The sequence below is a fragment of the Bradyrhizobium sp. USDA 4472 genome (assembly GCF_054058595.1).
Genome location: NZ_JBSSAM010000001.1, coordinates 1,741,121 through 1,758,730, shown reverse-complemented (window position 1 = coordinate 1,758,730; position 17,610 = coordinate 1,741,121). Strand labels below are relative to the sequence as shown.

Annotated in this window: 19 protein-coding genes; 4 read left to right on the top strand and 15 right to left on the bottom strand. The window is 64.3% G+C overall.

The genetic code is table 11. From position 1 onward, the window contains the following. Positions 1 to 89: 89 nt before the first annotated feature. A complete protein-coding gene (locus tag ACVWZ4_RS07940; RefSeq protein WP_456740031.1) occupies positions 90 to 932 on the bottom strand; it encodes a C40 family peptidase in 843 nt (280 codons plus the stop codon). Continuing rightward, a complete protein-coding gene (locus ACVWZ4_RS07935; protein WP_456740030.1) occupies positions 925 to 2,298 on the bottom strand; it encodes a leucyl aminopeptidase family protein in 1,374 nt (457 codons plus the stop codon). Before ACVWZ4_RS07935 ends, ACVWZ4_RS07940 begins: the two co-directional genes overlap by 8 nt. 189 nt (positions 2,299 to 2,487) lie before the next feature. On the opposite strand from ACVWZ4_RS07935, the gene ACVWZ4_RS07930 reads away from it, so the two are divergent. Continuing rightward, complete coding sequence (locus ACVWZ4_RS07930; protein WP_456701187.1) at positions 2,488 to 2,691, top strand: hypothetical protein; 204 nt, start codon at positions 2,488 to 2,490, stop codon at positions 2,689 to 2,691. Positions 2,692 to 2,966: 275 nt separating this feature from the next. After that, positions 2,967 to 3,779 (top strand): tetratricopeptide repeat protein, encoded by an 813-nt coding sequence (locus tag ACVWZ4_RS07925; protein WP_456736305.1) that lies wholly within the window; start codon positions 2,967 to 2,969, stop codon positions 3,777 to 3,779. Positions 3,780 to 3,909: 130 nt separating this feature from the next. On the opposite strand, the gene ACVWZ4_RS07920 is transcribed toward ACVWZ4_RS07925, so the two are convergent. The 9 genes from ACVWZ4_RS07920 to ACVWZ4_RS07880 all read right to left on the bottom strand — a co-directional run bounded on the left by ACVWZ4_RS07920 (position 3,910) and on the right by ACVWZ4_RS07880 (position 12,790). Then, positions 3,910 to 4,884, bottom strand: coding sequence for a type II secretion system F family protein (locus tag ACVWZ4_RS07920; RefSeq protein WP_456701189.1), 975 nt, complete (start codon positions 4,882 to 4,884; stop codon positions 3,910 to 3,912). A 9-nt stretch (positions 4,885 to 4,893) separates the two neighbouring features. Continuing rightward, on the bottom strand, positions 4,894 to 5,871 hold the full coding sequence (locus tag ACVWZ4_RS07915) for a type II secretion system F family protein (RefSeq protein ID WP_092227291.1): 978 nt from the start codon (positions 5,869 to 5,871) through the stop codon (positions 4,894 to 4,896). 16 nt (positions 5,872 to 5,887) lie between these two features. After that, a complete protein-coding gene (locus ACVWZ4_RS07910) occupies positions 5,888 to 7,351 on the bottom strand; it encodes a CpaF family protein (RefSeq protein ID WP_456701191.1) in 1,464 nt (487 codons plus the stop codon). Between the two features lie 21 nt (positions 7,352 to 7,372). Further along, entirely contained in the window at positions 7,373 to 8,638 is a 1,266-nt protein-coding gene (locus ACVWZ4_RS07905) for an AAA family ATPase (protein ID WP_456701192.1), read from the bottom strand. Further along, positions 8,635 to 9,369, bottom strand: coding sequence for a CpaD family pilus assembly protein (locus ACVWZ4_RS07900; protein ID WP_456736302.1), 735 nt, complete (start codon positions 9,367 to 9,369; stop codon positions 8,635 to 8,637). Before ACVWZ4_RS07900 ends, ACVWZ4_RS07905 begins: the two co-directional genes overlap by 4 nt. A 20-nt stretch (positions 9,370 to 9,389) precedes the next feature. Then, a complete protein-coding gene (locus tag ACVWZ4_RS07895) occupies positions 9,390 to 10,865 on the bottom strand; it encodes a type II and III secretion system protein family protein (RefSeq protein WP_456701194.1) in 1,476 nt (491 codons plus the stop codon). An 11-nt stretch (positions 10,866 to 10,876) separates the two neighbouring features. After that, positions 10,877 to 11,674 carry a Flp pilus assembly protein CpaB gene (gene cpaB, locus ACVWZ4_RS07890; protein WP_456740029.1) on the bottom strand — a complete coding sequence of 266 codons (798 nt, stop codon included), beginning with the start codon at positions 11,672 to 11,674 and terminating at the stop codon, positions 10,877 to 10,879. A 125-nt stretch (positions 11,675 to 11,799) separates the two neighbouring features. Next, complete coding sequence (locus tag ACVWZ4_RS07885; protein ID WP_456740028.1) at positions 11,800 to 12,324, bottom strand: A24 family peptidase; 525 nt, start codon at positions 12,322 to 12,324, stop codon at positions 11,800 to 11,802. 301 nt (positions 12,325 to 12,625) lie between these two features. Continuing rightward, positions 12,626 to 12,790 (bottom strand): Flp family type IVb pilin, encoded by a 165-nt coding sequence (locus tag ACVWZ4_RS07880; RefSeq protein WP_092227069.1) that lies wholly within the window; start codon positions 12,788 to 12,790, stop codon positions 12,626 to 12,628. A 255-nt stretch (positions 12,791 to 13,045) separates the two neighbouring features. Here ACVWZ4_RS07880 and ACVWZ4_RS07875 point away from each other — a divergent pair, with 255 nt between their 5' ends. Both ACVWZ4_RS07875 and ACVWZ4_RS07870 read left to right on the top strand, forming a co-directional pair. After that, entirely contained in the window at positions 13,046 to 13,873 is an 828-nt protein-coding gene (locus ACVWZ4_RS07875) for a sterol desaturase family protein (protein ID WP_456742190.1), read from the top strand. A gap of 143 nt (positions 13,874 to 14,016) precedes the next feature. Then, entirely contained in the window at positions 14,017 to 14,517 is a 501-nt protein-coding gene (locus ACVWZ4_RS07870) for a pilus assembly protein N-terminal domain-containing protein (RefSeq protein ID WP_456740027.1), read from the top strand. Positions 14,518 to 14,836: 319 nt separating this feature from the next. Here the strand turns inward: ACVWZ4_RS07870 and ACVWZ4_RS07865 are convergent, their stop codons facing one another. The 4 genes from ACVWZ4_RS07865 to ACVWZ4_RS07850 form a co-directional block, all read right to left on the bottom strand. Next, the gene (locus tag ACVWZ4_RS07865; RefSeq protein WP_456701199.1) at positions 14,837 to 15,049 is read right to left on the bottom strand and encodes a cold-shock protein; all 213 of its coding nucleotides are present in this window, start codon (positions 15,047 to 15,049) and stop codon (positions 14,837 to 14,839) included. A gap of 264 nt (positions 15,050 to 15,313) precedes the next feature. Next, positions 15,314 to 15,601 carry a translation initiation factor IF-1 gene (infA, locus tag ACVWZ4_RS07860; protein WP_008131890.1) on the bottom strand — a complete coding sequence of 96 codons (288 nt, stop codon included), beginning with the start codon at positions 15,599 to 15,601 and terminating at the stop codon, positions 15,314 to 15,316. 23 nt (positions 15,602 to 15,624) lie between these two features. Then, positions 15,625 to 17,175 carry a DEAD/DEAH box helicase gene (locus ACVWZ4_RS07855; RefSeq protein ID WP_456701200.1) on the bottom strand — a complete coding sequence of 517 codons (1,551 nt, stop codon included), beginning with the start codon at positions 17,173 to 17,175 and terminating at the stop codon, positions 15,625 to 15,627. A 202-nt stretch (positions 17,176 to 17,377) separates the two neighbouring features. Then, complete coding sequence (locus ACVWZ4_RS07850) at positions 17,378 to 17,590, bottom strand: hypothetical protein (protein WP_456740026.1); 213 nt, start codon at positions 17,588 to 17,590, stop codon at positions 17,378 to 17,380. Between the last annotated feature and the right edge of the window lie 20 nt (positions 17,591 to 17,610).

Sequence of the window (17,610 nt, the reverse complement as noted above, 5' to 3'; positions counted from 1 at the left end):
CATTCGCCTAGGTGAAGGAGAAACCCAGATCCTCCAACATGTCGCCTTCCGAGAGCAAAGCGGACGCGCCCGATTTACGACCAGGCGCGCTACAGACGTTTGATCTCCACGACCTCACTACCCGCCGCCTTGATCCGCGCAATGGCCGGCGCGATCGGCTCGATCACCGTTGCCATGTGGTGCGCGTTGGCGTGCGCCATCGTACCGCCATCGCGCACGATGGCGACGTGGCCCTTCCAGAAGATCAGATCGCCGCGTTGTAGCGTATTCCGCTCATGCGGCTCCAGTGCACGGCCGAGACCGGCCTGCTGCATGTCGCTGTCGCGCGGGCAGCCGATGCCGGCTGCGCTCAGCGAGACCTGGACCAGGCCCGAGCAATCGATGCCGAGGCTGCTCTTGCCGCCCCAGAGATAGGGCGTTCCGACGAAGCGCTCGGCGACCGCGACGAAGTCGCCCTCGCGATGGTCGAGCGGCGCGAGATGGTTTTTTGGAACGAACGTGCCCTCGCGCGTGACCGCGAAAGGGCCATCCTCGCGCGCGATCGTGAGCTTCGATCCCAGCACTAGCGCATCGGCCGGCGGCAGCTTGATCGAGGGTCCGGGGAAGGCGAGCGTGCGCAGCGCGCTCACCTTGTGTGTCGGTGCGGCCGCCGGCTTCATCAGCGCGGCGTCGGGCAGCCAGCCGACATAGCCGTCACCGCCGAGCTGGCCCCACGCCCAGCCCTCGCCGTTGTGATCATAGACCGTGACGCGCTCGCCGCGCAGAGCTTCCGTCATCAGCATGGCGTTCGATGACGCCTGTTCGCGAACCGGCGCGATCGGTGCGATCACCTCGAATTCCTCGCCGGTCACGAAGCGATCGGCCTGCACTTGGCCTTCGAGGTATTTGGCGGCGAGATCGCCGCGCGCCGGTGTCAGCCTGACATCACGCATAGCGCTCGCTCAGCACCTTGTAGATCGCGCGGGCGGCCTGGCATTCGCCGCCCTCAGGCCGCGCCGGCTTGGCCGTCGGCGTCCAGCCATAGATATCAACGTGCAGCCAGCTCTTGGCGTGCTCGACGAAGCGTTGCAGGAACAGCGCGCAGGTGATCGAACCGGCAAAGCCGCCCGACGGTGCGTTGGTGATGGTGGCGGTCTTGGAGTCCAGCCACGCATCGTAAGGCGGCCACAGCGGCATGCGCCACAACGGATCGTTCTCCTTCGCCGCGCAACGCGCGACGTCGGCCGCCAGCGTCTCATCATCGGTATAAAAGGGCGGTAAATCCGGCCCCAGCGCGACGCGCGCGGCACCCGTCAGCGTGCCCAGATCGATCAGCAGCTCCGGTTTTTCCTCGTCGGCCAGCGCCAGCGCGTCGGCGAGCACCAGCCGTCCTTCCGCGTCGGTGTTGCCGATCTCGACCGTGATGCCCTTGCGGGAGGCAAAGATGTCGAGCGGGCGGAAGGCGTTCCCGGCGACCGCATTCTCCACCGCCGGGATCAGCACGCGCAGCCGCACCTTCAGCTTCGCATCCATCACCATGCGCGCCAGCGCCAGCACATTGGCGGCGCCGCCCATGTCCTTCTTCATGATCAGCATGCCGCTCGACGGTTTCAGATCGAGCCCGCCGGTGTCGAAGCAGACACCCTTGCCGACCAGCGTCACCTTGGGATGGGCGGGGTCACCCCAGCCGATGTCGATCAGCCGCGGGGCGCGGCTCGAGGCCATGCCGACGGCGTGGATCAGCGGAAAGTTCTTTTCCAGCTCCTCGCCGATAGTGCAGGAATAGCTCGCGCCGAATTCCTCCGCGAGCGCTTGCGCGGCTGCGGCAAGCTCCTCCGGCCCCATGTCGTTGGACGGCGTGTTGATGAGATCGCGCGCCAGCATCGCGGCGCCCGCCATACGGTCGATCTCGGCGACGTCGACGCCGTCAGGCGCGACCAGCCGGACGTCGGGCCTCTCGGCCTTGCGGTAGCGGGCGAAGCGGTAGCACCCCAATGCAAAGGCCAGCGCGGCCAGCCGTGTATCATGCGGTGCATTGGCAAAACGATAGGTGCCCGGCGGCAGCAGGCCGGGTAGCGCGCCCGGCCGGAACGGATCGCGCGATCTGGTGCCGTCGTCCTCGAGGCCGAACAGCACCTGCGCGATCGCGCCGTCGGGCGCGGGCAGCGCGAGATAGCCGCCCGGCTTGGCGGCGAAGGCGTTCGCCGTGGCGTATTGGCGCTGCGCTGGCGGCAGCGCCTCGCGCACGGCCTCCCAGCTCGACCTGGTGACGAAGGTGATCGGGGTGGCCGTGGTCGATGTCGCGAAAACGGAAGGCATTGGCGGGCTCGGAGGTCATTCGGTTGCAGCAGACTTCGCAGAGTTTGGCCGCGGCTGCAATCGGCTTTGCGGTCACCGCCGGGTGAGCCGCTACTCGCGGAGAAGCAGCCATGCTAGGTTCCGGCGGTGGTTGTTCGCTGCGCAGAGAACGCCGGCAACCGAAGACGAAGCGTGCCGGGAGGAATAGCCATGGAATTTGTGTGGAGCGGGATCACATTCGTTGGCCAGGTTGTCGAGGTGGTGTTTGGCTATGTCGAGCATCACCACTGGGTGTTCGCGTTCCTCGCAGGCGGTTACGTCTTCTATCTGCATGACCGTTCGATTCACGCGCGGTTCGATGCACTCGACAAGCGCATCGACGAAATCCGGAAGCGTCTTGCCATCGAATATTGATCGCGCCTCATGAAACAGCTGAGGACGTCCCGGATGAACGCGCCCATCATGGGATGGTCACGCCCCGGCTGGGCGTCGAGCTTGCGGGCAGCATCTGCTGCGAAACCTGAATGATGAGGTGAAGGTGCTCGGTCTCGATCCCGGCCTGGGCGGCGCAACCCCACCAGATATGGCCGCCGGAGAGCGGCGGCTCCCTGCGTTAACCGGCCATTAGGGTTAACAGTCTATTGCTGACGCGTTCGGCTCGATCATCAGGCTCGAGAGTCAAAAGCGTCATGCGTCAACGGTTCCGCCCAGCCCGGCTTCTCGCCTCCGCTTCGCTGATCGCGCTGGTGGCCGCGAGCCTCGGCGGCTGCACGGCAACGTCGAAGCTCTCCGATGTCACCGGATCGATCGGGCCGAGGGCGGAAGCGGCGCCTGCCGATCCGGCGCGCGCCGTCGAAGTCTATGGCGAGCGCTACCGCGCCAACCCCAAGGATCCCGAAACGGGGTTGGCCTATGGGCAGGCCTTGCGTGCCAACGGGCAGCGCGCACAGGCTGCCGCCGTGCTCGAGCAGGCGACCATCGCCAACCCCGGCAACAAGCCGTTGCTGGCCCAATATGGCCGCGCGCTCGCCGACAACGGCAATTTCCAGCAGGCCTACGACGTGCTGTCGAAGGCGCATTCGCCCGACAATCCGGACTGGCGCCTGCTCTCGGTGCAGGGCACCTGCCTCGACCAGATGGGGCGCCACGACGAGGCGCGTGCCTATTATACGAGCGCCCTGAAGATCGCGCCCGGTGATCCCGGCGTGCTGTCCAATCTCGGCCTGTCCTACATGCTGTCGCGCGATCTGCCCAAGGCGGAAGAGACGCTGCGGCAGGCTTACGCTTCGCCGCGTGCGAGCTCGCGGGTGCGGCAGAATCTCGGCCTGGTGGTCGGCCTCCAGGGTCGCTTCGCTGAAGCCGAGAGCATCGTGAAGGCGGACCTGCCGCCGGACGAGGCGGCGGCGAATGTCGCCTATCTCAAGGACATGCTGAACCGCCACGACGGCCCGCGCGGCGCATCGAAGCGGACGCCGGTCGCCTCGCTCAGCCAGCCCGACTGATCCGCCGCCTGTGGCGCGATGAAGTGAATTTCGCCCGACGGTTCGAGGGTTTGCCGCGATCCAGATGGGCATGGCGCCGGCGGTGGCCGGCTACTGTGCATGGGGTTGTTTTCGCGCTTTTGGTCCGGAGTCAGTGTAGCTCGGAGATCTTGATACCCGTCGGTCCGAGAATGACGACGAACAGCACCGGCAGGAAGAACAGGATCATCGGCACTGTCAGCTTCGGCGGCAGCGCGGCAGCTTTCTTCTCGGCTTCGTTCATGCGCATGTCGCGGTTTTCCTGCGCCATGACGCGCAGGGATTGCCCGAGCGGGGTGCCGTAGCGTTCGGCTTGCTGAAGCGCAAGACACACCGATTTGACGCCTTCGAGCCCCGTGCGCTTCGCCAGGTTTTCGTACGCCACCTTGCGGTCCTGCAGATAGGACAGCTCGGCGGTAGTCAGGGTGAATTCTTCCGACAGCGCGATCGACTGTCCCACGATTTCGGTGGCGACCTTGCGGAACGCCATTTCCACCGACATGCCGGACTCGATACAGATCAGCAGCAAATCGAGTGCATCGGGAAAGGCGCGCTTGATCGAGAGCTGACGCTTGGAGATCGCGTTCTTCAGGAACAGCATCGGCGCCTGCAGGCCGAGATAAGCCGCGCCGACGCAGATGCCGATCTTGATCGGCATCGGGCGATCCATGTGGGCGATCAGGAACACGTAGAGGACCGAACCGATGAACAGCACGAGCGGCGTCACCATGCGTGCGAACAGGAAGGTGATGTAGGGTGCCTGGCCGCGATAGCCCGCCATGATCAGCTTGTCGCGCGCAGCCTCCTGCGCCAGCCATTTGGTGAGGTTGAAGTCCTCGACGACCTTGGAGACGAGCTGCTTGGGCGTCTGGCGCAGCGAGACCTTCTCGCTCTTGTGGAGGCGTTCGCGCTCGCGCTGCCGGATTCTCTCGCGCTCGCTCGCCACTGCCTTCATCCGCTTGGCGAGCCCTTCGCCGGCGAACATCGGCATGACCAAGGTATACACCGTGGCGCTGGCCGCGATGGCCGCCAGCAACATGGTCATGAAGTGGACGTCGTGCAGCTTCGTGACGAGCAAATCGACCATACGGCACCATCAAAAATCGAAGTTGATCATCTTCTTCATCACCATGATGCCGATCGACATCCAGACGACGCAGCCGACCAGCATCAGCTGGCCGGTGGGATGGGTCCAGAGCAGCGAGATGTAGCCAGGCGTGGTGAGATAGACGAGGAACATCACGATCGGCGGCAGCGAGCCGATGATGCCGGCCGAGGCCTTGGCCTCCATCGACATCGCCTGGATCTTTTCCTTCATCTTCTTGCGGTCGCGCAGCACCTTGGAGAGATTGCCGAGCGCTTCGGAGAGATTGCCGCCCGACTTCTGCTGGATCGACACCACGATGCCGAAGAAATTGGCCTCCGGCAGCGGCATGCGGTCGTAGAGCCGCGAGCAGGCGTCGCCGAGCGGCATGCCGATGGCCTGCGTCTCGATGATGGCCAGGAACTCGCTGCGCAGCGGTTCCGGCGCGTCGGCCGCGACGACCTTGATGGACTCGAACAGTGGCAAGCCGGCCTTGATGCCGCGGACGATGACGTCGACGGCGTCCGGCAGTGCTTTCAGGAATTTGTCTTCGCGACGCTTCTTCAGGAAACCCAGCGCCCAGCGCGGCAGGCCGAAGCCGCCGGCAAAGGCCAGACCGGCAGCGCCGAGCAGGCCGCCGCCGCCGAACAGCGCGCCGAAGAAAAACACACCCGCCACGACGCCGGACACGATCCAGAATTTCTGCGTCGTCCAGTCGAGGCCGGCCTGCGACAGGCGGATGTTGAGCGGAACGCTCTTCTCCTGTGCGCGCCTCGCCTCGAGATCCTTGAGCGAACTTTCGACTTGCTCACGGCGCGATCGCTGGCTTTTTTCGGCCTGCTTGGCTGCGGGCGCATCGGCCCGCCCGATCGAAGCGCGGCGACTTTCGGCCTTCCGTTCGCCCGACAGCATCGGGTAGAGGAAAACCCAGGCGATGCCGCCGACGGCGGCGGTGGCGAGGAAAGCGAGGGCAAGGACCTGCATGTTCATCGCTGTGCCGACCTGCTCACGACTTCGGTCCCGTTTCCGCGGCGTCGAGCGCCGCGGCCAGCCGCTTCTCTTCACCGTAATAGCGCGCACGTTCCCAGAATTTGGGGCGCCCGATGCCGGTCGAACGATGCTTGCCAATGATCTTGCCGTTGGCGTCTTCGCCGATCAGGTCGTAGAGGAAGACGTCCTGGGTGATGATGGTATCGCCTTCCATGCCCATCACCTCGGTAATGTGGGTGATGCGGCGCGAGCCGTCGCGCAGACGCGCGGCCTGCACGATGACATCGATCGAGGCGCAGATCATCTCGCGAATGGTGCGGGAGGGCAGGGAGAAGCCGCCCATCGTGATCATCGATTCGCAGCGCGACAGCGCTTCGCGGGGATTGTTGGCGTGCAGCGTTCCCATCGAGCCGTCGTGGCCGGTGTTCATGGCCTGGAGCAGATCGAATGCTTCCGGGCCGCGGACTTCGCCGACGATGATGCGCTCGGGACGCATACGCAGGCAGTTGCGCACCAGCTCGCGCATGGTGACCTGGCCTTCGCCCTCGATGTTGGGGGGACGGGTTTCGAGCCGGACCACGTGGGGCTGCTGGAGCTGAAGTTCGGCTGCGTCCTCGCAGGTGATGACGCGCTCGTCATGTTCGATGTAGTTGGTCAGGCAGTTGAGCAGCGTGGTCTTGCCAGAGCCGGTGCCGCCGGAGATCAGCACGTTGCAGCGGACACGTCCGATGATCTGGAGGATTTCCGCGCCCTCCGGCGAGATCGCGCCGAACTTGACCAGCTGATCGAGCGTCAGCTTGTCCTTTTTGAATTTGCGGATGGTGAGCGCAGGACCGTCGATCGCGAGCGGCGGCACGATGGCGTTGACGCGGGAGCCGTCGGCGAGGCGGGCGTCGCAGATCGGTGAGGATTCGTCGACGCGCCGGCCGACCTGGCTGACGATGCGTTGGCAGATGTTGAGGAGCTGCTGGTTGTCGCGGAACCGGATTCCGGTGCGCTGGATCTTGCCTCCGACTTCGATGAAGACGGTGCCGGCCCCGTTCACCATGATGTCGGCGATGTCGTCGCGGGCGAGCAGCGGCTCGAGCGGACCATAGCCCAGCACGTCGTTGCAGATATCGTCGAGCAGCTCTTCCTGCTCGGCGATCGACATCACGATGTTCTTGATCGCGATGATCTCGTTGACGATGTCGCGGATTTCCTCGCGCGCGGACTCGGAATCGAGCTTGGCGAGCTGGGCGAGGTCGATGGCCTCGATCAGCGCACCGAAGATGGTCGCCTTGACCTCGTAATAATTGTCCGAGCGGCGGCTTTCCATGGCCGGCGCGGGCCGGGACGGGGCGAGCGGCGGGGAGGCGACGGCCGGCGGGGGCGGCGCGCGCGACACCGTCGGCGCCGGAGCCGTGGCAGGCTCTGACGACACGGCGCCGGGCTTGGGAGCCCGAAAGTCGGTGTCTGTTCCGCTACGCTTACCGAACACTTAACAACTCCATGCGGCGGCCTATTTTCCCCGCAACTTCTCAATCAGCGGTGAAAGCAGGGACGACTTTTGTTTCTTCGTCTCGCTCCGGCCGGTCAGGCGTTGGGCGATCTGGAGGAACATTTCGATCGACTTGTGATTGGCGGAGATCTCCGCGATCATCTGGCCGTTGTTGGCAGCCGCGCCGAAGATCTGCGGCTCGAACGGGATCGAGACCACCGGTTGGCTCTCGATCGCCTTGGCGAATTCGGTGGCGGCGATCTCGGGCCGCTTGGGAATGCCGACCTGGTTCAGGCAGTACAGCGGCGGGCGGTCGTTCGGACGCGCGGCCTTCAGCAGATCGAACAGGTTCTTGGTGTTGCGCAAATTGGCAAGATCAGGTGCCGCCACGATCAGAATGTCGTCGGCGCCGATCAGGGCGCGCTTGGTCCAGCCCGACCATTGATGCGGGATGTCGAGCACGATGCAGGGCATGGTCGAGCGCAGCGTGTCGAACACGGCATCGAAGGCGTCCGTGCCGAAATCATAGACCCGGTCAAGCGTCGCAGGTGCTGCCAGCAGGCTGAGATGGTCCGTGCATTTCGACAGCAGGCGGTCGATGAAGGCGGTATCGACCCGGTCGGGCGAAAACACCGCATCCGCGATACCCTGCGGCGGGTCCTGGTTGTAATCGAGCCCGGCGGTCCCGAAGGCGAGGTCGAGATCGGCGACCACCGCGTCCATGGCGAGATCCCGTGCGATCGCCCAGGCGACGTTGTGGGAGACGGTGGAGGCGCCGACGCCACCCTTGGCGCCGACCACGGCGATGATACGGCCGACCGCCTTGGCTTCCGGCGCCGAGAACAGGTTGCAGATCGAGCGCACGACGTCGATGGCGCCGACCGGTGCAAGCACGTAATCGCTGACGCCGCGGCGCACCAGCTCTCGATAGAGCATGACATCGTTGATGCGGCCGATCACGACCACGCGGGTACCGGCGTCGCACACGGTGGCGAGTTGGTCGAGCCCGGCCAACAAATCGTTGCGCGCATCGCTCTCGAGCACGATCACGTTCGGCGTCGGCGCCGAGCGATAAGCTTCGATTGCAGCTGTCATGCCGCCCATCTGGATTTTCAGATGGGCCTTGCCGAGACGGCGATCCTCGCCGGCCGATTGTATGGCCGCGGCGGTCTCCACGGTTTCGCAGAATGCCTGGACCGAGACACGCGGTGCGGGCGCAATATGCTCCTCGGCCGGCGACGGGGCCTCCGGCTGCTCTTCCTGAGTCTGGCGCGCGTAGCTGATCATTTGCCGGAGTCGCTGAGTTTGGCCTTCTCGGCCTCGGGATAGGTGGTCGTCGTCGTCGTGCCCTTGCGGTACTTCTCGAACGCGGTGATGCGCCGCGCCGTGTAGGCGGGGGTCTCAGGCCGCGGCTGCTCGAGGTCCGACGGATTGTCGATCATGGCCGCCATGTTCCGCTGATAAGAGCAGCCGAAATTGTAATAGTCCTTGTTCTCGAACCAGCTCTTGTTCTTCATGGAGGGGCCGACATCCTCCGGCCAGAGGCCGCAGGGGCCTGCGACCGCCGCGATCTTCGAATAGGTCAGGCGGATCGGCGGCAGGAAGTGCTTGTCTTCCGGCTGATAGGGGCGGGCGATGATGCCGCGCGGGGGAACGCCAGCCGCCGCCAGCATGGCCTGAATCTCGCGCATGGATTCCGCCACCGGACGCGCATTGGGCGTTCCCGTGGGCACATCGATGTGGATTGCGCCGGTGCCCTCGTGCATCCAGGTCGACGCCAGGCCCATCACGTCGGCGCGCTGGGCGGCGGTCAAACCGCCGCGGGCGTGGCCGACGAAAACGACGGTCGAGCGGTTCTGCTCCTCAATCGCGATCGGATGACGTTGCTTGTAGTCGTCGGGAATGGAGCCGGTGGCCACCTCGTCGTGCTGGCAGCCGCCGAGCGCGAGCGCGATACCGACGAGCACGCCACCGAGGCCGGCGGCGCGGTGGCGGGTCTGGGGTCGTGGTGTGATCATAACTAGGTCCCCGTTCCGCGTCAGTCGGTGATGAAGCCGTAGGTGCCGCGGTAGTTCTTTGCCGGTTCAGTCCGGCCCGGCACGCCATAGATGCGGTTGATGTTGCCGATCAGTTCGGCCTGCGGATCCGAGGGTGCCGCGAAGCCGTCATCCGGCCGCGACAAGTCCTTCGGCGACGCTGCGCGAACGATATAAGGCGTGACGATCACGACCAGCTCGGTCGTGTTGTTGACGAAGTCGCGGCTGCGGAACAGCGTGCCGAGAATCGGCAGCTGCATCAGGCCTGGCAATCCGCTGACAGCCTGCTTGGTCTGCTGCTGGATCAGCCCGGCCATCGCCATCGCGCCGCCGGAGGGAATTTCGAGCGAGGTTTCCGCGCGGCGGGTCCTGATCGAAGGTACCGTCAACGAGTTGACCGACGACGAGGTCACGGCCTGCGACAGTGTGATCGCATTGTCGTTGGAGAGTTCCGACACTTCGGTCATCACCCGCAGGCTGATCTTGCCCTCGGTCAGCACGACAGGCGTGAAGTTGAGCGAGATGCCGAACTTCTTGAAGCTGATCTGGGTTGTGCAGACATGCGTGGTGGGATCGCAGGCATAGCCTGCCGGCACCGGGAACTCGCCGCCGGCGATGAAGGTCGCCGATTCGCCCGAGATTGCGGTCAGGTTCGGTTCGGCCAGCGTGCGGATCACGCCCGCGGTTTCCATCGCGCGGAGCGTCGCCTGCACCGACGGGGTTGCGCCGAACTTCGTGGTCAGACTATTGCCGTCCACGAGATTGTGGCCGAGTGCGGTGAACGGATTGGAGTTGTTGAAGCTCACCACCGACGTGCCGTAGTTGAGGTTTGCGGAAAGGTCGATGCCGAGCTGCTTGACGATGTTGCGCGCGACTTCGGCAACCGTCACCTTCAGCATGACCTGGTCGCGGCCGCGGACCACGATCGAATTCACCACCTTGTCGGGCCCACCGGCAAGGCGTGCGGCAAGATCGTTGGCCTGCTGCGCTTCCACAGGATTGGCCGCCGTCCCGGTCAGGATGATGCCGTCGCCGAGGCCGTCGATCTGGATGTCGGAATTGGGCAGGATCTGCTTCAGCGCGGCGCGTGCACCGTTGAGGTCGCGCTTGACCGCGATGTCATAAGCCGCGATCTGCTGGCCGGCGGAATCGAAGAACACGATGTTGGTTTGGCCGACCGAGGCGCCGATGATGTAGGCGCGCTGGGCGGAGCGGACCACCGCATTGGCGATCTTGGGATCAGCGACCAGCACATCCTTGATGTCGCGCGGCAGGTCGATCACGATCGACTTGCCGACGCCGAGCGAGAGGAAGCGCGCGTTCATCTGGCCGTCGGCCGCAACCGGCGCTGCGGGACGGTAATCAGCGGCGATCACGGGCGTCAGCACGGGGTTGAGCGTCAGCGCGACAGCGGCCGAGAACGACAGGGCGCGAACCATCGTGGTCCGCATCGTCGTCGGATTTGCCCTGCATGTCATATCGACTGTCCTCATCGTGCCTTCGCCGCCTGGGTTGCGACGCCGTAGCGAATGATCGAAATGCCGTCGCGCTTCTGCGCGGATTCATCGAGCGTGATCTCGGTCGACTTGACGTCGGCAATGCTGCGCAGCGCCAGCGACAGCGTTCCCGCCTGGCGGGACGAGGCAAGCTGCTGGGCCTGCGCGGGATTGAGTTCCAGCGTCACGGTCTTGCCGAGCACCGTGTTCTGGCCGTCCTTCTCCTTCGGAGCCTGATCGATGGCGAGCACGCGGACGTTGACCAAAATGACTTCGGTGTTGATGATGTCCTGGCCACCGGCGGCCTGATCGGGGTTCTTGAGGCGGCGCGTCAGCAGCACGTCGACCCGATCGTTCGGCAGGATGAAGCCGCCGGCGCCCGTTTCCGGCGAGATTTCGGTCGAGATCGCGCGCATGCCTGACGGCAGGATCGCGGCCATGAATCCGGACCCATCGGCCCTGACAAGCTTCTGGTCGCGGATCGGTTCACCCTGGATGAAGGGGGCACGCGCGATCGACCCGGTGACCTGGGTCGCGCCGTCGGGGCGCTCGTTGCGGCGAATGAAGCTGGAGCTGGCAGTCGCGGTCGGCCAGGTCTGCCACTGCACGTCTTCCGGCTTCACGGTCTGGCCGAGACCGATGTCGTTCTTGGCGACCAGAACGTCGGTGGTGGGAAGCTGCGCGGCGGGAGCTGCTGGAGGCGGCGCAGAGTCCGAGCCGCTCGCCAGATACGCGGCGACGCCGCCGGCGCAGATGGCGACCGTCAGGACGACTATGCGTGCCCTATTCATACGCTTCACTTTCCACAGAACGCCGCGACGCTGCCGCCGCCGTATTCGGCAGTTGACCAGCTATTCGTCAAAGCATGGTTAATGAGGCGTATCTAAATCGCCTTAACGCCTGGTTATCGCGGCGTTTAGCGCAGCGCGAGGTGAGCGAGATCGATCGCCTTCACCCATCCGGTTTCCGGGTAGATCAGCAGCGCGCCGAGCGCGAGCGCGATGCCATAGGGAATGCCGGTCTGCTTGTCGTGCAGCCGTGCGAGCCAGGCCTGGCCGGCAAGCCCGTAAGGCAACGGCCATTGCCGGAACTGGAGCAGGAGCAGCGTCAGCGCTCCGCCGAACAGTGAAGCGTAGAGCAGGAAGTCCGTCAATTGCGCGAAGCCGAACCAGAGCGCCACCGCGGCCGCGACCTTGGCGTCGCCGCCGCCCATCCAGCCCATCGCAAAGCAGGTGAAGGCCACGACGAGGATCAGCGCGCCGGCGCCGAGGTGGCCGAGCACCTCGTATGGTGCCATGCCACCGGCAAAGGCCAGCACGAAGAAGCCGGCGATCAGCGCCAGCGAGACGCGGTTCGAGATGGTCATGGTGAAGAGATCGCTCGCGGCTGCGAACGCCATCAGGGCCGGGAAGAGCAGAAGGCGCGCGAGGTCGAGGATCATTGGCTGCGTCTTGGGCCTGGGTCTATTGCCGGATCGGGGCGTCGGCGCATGCTAGAAGGCAGTGCTAAACAAACCGACAACGGTGCCGGCGGCCTCACCACATGCTGGCGATGCGCATTGCGAGCGTGGCTACGGCGAGCAGCAGTGCAAGGCAGACCCAACACGCCGACGCGTCGATGCGCGCCGTGTCCGCCTCGCTCGCCGCAACCGCGGCAGCGGTCCTGTGTTTACGCAACGCCACTGGAACTCGCCCCGTCCAAAAAACAAAGGCCCCGGAGATCCCGGGGCTTTTGCGGTTCGCCTACTTCAGCGAGGAGCTGATCGAGCCGAACTTCGTGTTCAGCGAGGTGCCGAGCTGGTTGACGACGGTGATGATGGCCAGCGCGATGCCGGCGGCAATCAGACCGTATTCGATGGCCGTGGCGCCGGATTCGTCTTTGGCGAAACGCGCAATCAGGTTCTTCATGGACTAAACTCCATCTGGGTGTGGTCGCCTCGTTCGGCGCTGCATTGACGCGACGACCATGTGAGCCGAGCTCTTTCGGTGGAGTTAATTGGATCGGTCAAACCCGCGTCTCGCGCGATGCTTTTGGCCAAAGTGAATTTCACCTTAAGGCGATCATCGCAATTCGTTCGGTTCGGAACGGGGCGTCAACTTCATCCTCCCTTAAATTTAGCGGAGTAGGCGTAGAGAGATCAGCAGCCAGGAAGAGAAGCGATGATGTCGAGCCTGCCCATGCAAGTCGCCCTGATGCTCGGCGAGACCATCGAGAAGGTGGTTCCCGTCACCTTCATGCTCGCAGTCCTGTTCACGGTGCTCGAGCATTTCTGGGCCTGCAATCCCGGTCCGTCCTGGTGGCGCAAGCGCGAGATCGTAACCGATATCTGCTACTGGTTCTTCGTTCCGGTGTTCGCCCGCACGATGCGGATCGGACTCCTGATCGTTACCGCCGGCTTCTTCTTCAACATCCACGACGCCGACGAACTGATCGCCTTCTACGACAACGGGCACGGCCCGCTGTCGCAGCTGCCGCTCTGGCTACAGGGTGTTCTGTTCCTGGTACTCGCCGACTTCATGCTGTACTGGCTGCACCGGCTGTTTCATGGCGGCGAGTTCTGGAAATACCATGCGATCCATCACTCCTCGGAGGAGATCAGCTGGATCTCGGCGGCCCGCTTCCATCCGGTCAATCTGATGCTCGGCACGATCGGCGTCGACGTCGTACTGCTGATGGCCGGCATTTCGCCGAACGTGATGATCTGGGTCGGCCCGTTCACGACCTTCCATTCGGCCTTCGTGCACGCCAACTTGAACTGGACCTTCGGGCCGTTCAGATATGTGCTGGCGACGCCGGTGTTCCATCGCTGGCACCACACTGCGCTCGAAGAGGGCGGCGACACCAATTTCGCCGGCACCTTTCCGATCTGGGACGTGCTGTTCGGGACGTTCCGCATGCCGACCGGCGAGCTGCCGAAGGATTATGGCAAGGACGAAGCGACCATGCCGAAGGAGATCGCCGGCCAGCTTGCCTATCCGTTCCGGCAATAGGCGGGCCACAAAACGTCAGTCCGTTAGAACAATAGTCGGCGAATTTGGGGAACGTTCACGAATTACAGGCAGGTTAACCGGGTCGGGCGCCGGCTCCGCTTCCTGATCGATTCTGCCGGTTTGTGACGTCCCGGGGTAAGAGTATGCGTAAAGTGTTCCTGCGCCGTCGTGCGCGCATCTGTCTGCTGGTTACGGCAAGTGTACTGGCTTCGCCGTCCATTGGCCTTGCCGAGCCCACCATCGATACCATCGCCGTGAATGTCGACCAGGCCAAGCTCGTTCGGCTGCCCGGCAAGGTGGCGACGATCGTGGTCGGTAATCCCTTGATCGCCGATGTCACCCTCCAGCCTGGCGGGATGATCGTCGTCACCGGCAAAGGCTACGGCGCCACCAACTTCATCGCGCTCGATCGCGGCGGAGAGATCCTGGTCGACCGGCAGATCCAGGTCGAGGGCCCCAGCGACCGGCTCGTCACCGTCTACCGCGGGGTCGATCGGGAGTCCTACAGCTGCATGCCGCTCTGCCAGCGCCGGGTTACGCTCGGCGACAGCGACACCTACTTCAACACCACGATGAGTCAGGCTGGTGCGCTGAACAGCAATGCCAGCGGCACCGGCGGCGCGGCGGCCGCCAAGACGAACTAGCAAGGCAAATCAACGGCCAATGCAGCCGCGTGGGACCTCTGGTCCCTCGCGGGCGCTGGCGCGTCGGTGACCGCGCAGCAGCCAGCGTGGTTAACAGGCCTTAACGGTTCGCTAGGGCGAGTTCGAATTGTCCAATCAGCAAAATAACCAGTTTCCGGTCCTGATCGGGCCCGGATGATCGCCGCCGCCGGTTCACACTCCGGACTGAAACCTATCCGTTCTGCAGCTACGAAAAAGGCCGTACGTCCCGCACGGCCTTTTCCATTGTTCCGAGGGCCGGCGCTGATCCTTGCGTGTCCCGCGAGGATGCGCGCTGGAATCAGCCGGCGTCGCGGAGGTTGTCGGCGGCCGACTTACCGGACCGGCGATCGGCGACGATCTCGTAGGAAATCTTCTGGCCTTCGCGCAGCGAGCCGAGGCCGGCGCGCTCGACGGCGCTGATGTGAACGAACACGTCGCTGCCGCCATCATCGGGCTGGATGAAGCCATAGCCCTTGGTTGCGTTAAACCACTTCACGGTTCCCATGCTCACGGGGGTAGTCCCTTCTCAGATACACAATGTAAGAGCCCGCTCGCGCAGGCCGGTTAGATCGAATTTTGGAAGGGTCGTCAGCGTGTCTGAACCGGCTGTACCGGTGGATGCTAATATCGTCCGGCCGAAAATCGATGTGTTCATTTTATTGGAATCAAGGCGCCAAAACAATCCTGACGCGCACGATTTTTTGATCCACCGTGTTCTCCACGGCGGATCAGCTTCAAGTCAGCACCTTTATTCCACGCTTGCGCGCGGGAACCATTAACGGCGACGGAATTGGCCGCCGCGCTGTCCGGGACGGGGAGGTCCGCCCACCCCGCTCGGCCGTTCGTCCTTGTGGCGGAAAATCAGCCGGCCCTTTTCGAGGTCGTAGGGCGACATCTCCACCGTCACGCGGTCTCCCGCCAGCGTCTTGATGCGGTTCTTCTTCATCTTGCCGGCGGTGTAGGCGACGATTTCGTGCCCGGCGTCGAGCTGCACGCGGTAGCGCGCGTCGGGGAGGATTTCGGTGACCAGTCCTTCGAACTGGATCAGCTCTTCCTTAGCCATGAATTTCTCCAGGTCGTGGACGGCTAGTGCGAATGGGGTTTGCGGTTCGGGTGGCCGTTCGGCCGACTCTCACGGCGCAAAAAGGCCACGCCTTGTATCCCATCGGGCGCTCCGGCGCTATGCGTCGAGCGCTGTTCCGGGCGGTCGTTTGCCGAAGAATGCATCTTTCCACCGGAGCGACGACGGCGCGACCCCTTCGCATTGCTGCCGGGCCGTCCGTCGACGTGTCGCGCCTCGCCGTGGCGGCCCTCACCGGCCCGTCCGTCGCTCGGCTTGCCGGCGCTGTGGTGGCGTCCGTCGCCGTGCCGTTCATCGTTACGCCGTCCGTCGCCGTGGCGTGCGCCTTGCGGACGCTGGCCCGGGCGGGCGGCCGGCCGGCCCTGCCGTTGCTGCGGTGGGGGAGCACCGGCATCGCGACGGCCGGCATCGGTGCGGAGGTCCTCGCGCGGCAGCGCCACGCGGATCAGCTTCTCGATGTCGCGCAGATAGCCGAGCTCCTCGCCGCCGGCCACCAGCGAGATCGCGGTGCCGTCGGCGCCCGCGCGCGCGGTGCGGCCTATGCGATGCACGTAGGTCTCGGGCACATTGGGCAGGTCGTAGTTGATGACGTGGGTGATCCCGTCGACATCGATGCCGCGGGCGGCGATGTCGGTGGCGACCAGGGTGCGGATCTCGCCGGAGCGGAACTGCGCGAGCGTCCGCTCGCGATGGTTCTGCGACTTGTTGCCGTGAATGGCGCTAGCGGCGATGCCCGTCCTCTCGAGCGTCTTCACGACCTTGTCGGCGCCGTGCTTGGTGCGGGTGAAGACCAGCGCGCGATTGATCGGCTCGTCCTTCAGGAGCTTGGTCAGGAAGGTGGCCTTGGCCGAGAAATCGACCTGGATGATGCGCTGGTTGATACGCTCGGCGGTCGAGGAGACCGGCGTTACCGCGACCCGGGCCGGATCGCGCAGCATGGCGTCGGCGAGTTCGGCGATGTCCTTCGGCATGGTAGCCGAGAAGAACAGCGTCTGCCGCTTGATCGGGAGTTTCGCGACGATTTTGCGGATGTCGTTGATGAAACCCATGTCGAGCATGCGGTCGGCCTCGTCGAGCACGAGGAATTCGACGCTGCTGAGCTTCAGTCCGTTGCTCTGCACGAGGTCGAGCAGGCGGCCGGGGGTGGCGACCAGCACATCGACGCCCTGCATCAGGGCACGGACCTGGCGGCCCATCGGCACGCCGCCGATGGCGAGCGTCGAGGACAGACGGATGTGGCGACCATAGGCATTGAAGCTGTCGAGGATCTGCCCCGAAAGCTCGCGGGTCGGCGACAGCACCAGGACGCGGGCCGTCTTGGGCTGCGGCTTGATGCGGTTCTCGAGCAGGCGGTGCAGAATCGGCAGCGCAAAGGACGCTGTCTTGCCGGTGCCGGTCTGGGCGATGCCGACGACGTCACGGCCGGTCAGCGCCGTGGGGATCGTTTGGGCCTGGATGGGGGTAGGGGTGACGTAATTCTCTTCGGCGAGAGCACGTGCGATCGGTTCGGCGAGGCCGAAGTCCTGAAACGAAGTCAAAAGATGGGTTCTTTCCATGTCAAATGCGATCGGCCCTACGCAATCGGCGGGGCGCGCGCAAAAGGGTGTCGAGAAGACACCTGCGTGTTTGGGGTGTCGGATGGCTTGGGAGATATGGGGCAAGCCAGAGGCCCGTACGGGCTTAAGAACACGCGGCTCGCTACGACCGCTCGATTCGCGAACGATCTCCACCACTATATGGAACATTGAGGGGGCGCTTTCAAGGCACGCCCTCATCAGCCTTCGATTTGCGGTGCAAAAATAGTGGTGCCGGAAATTTAGCCAGCAGATGGATTTTGCTCATAAAATAATCTGATTGGCGCATAAGCATACAATTTACCCGCCCAATATTTGGGCGGCCGGACTGCGGCGAAAGTTTGTTTGCGGCAAAATTATCAAGACTGACCAACCACTTGGCAGGCGCCCAGCCCATGGCACGGTTCTTGCGATTCC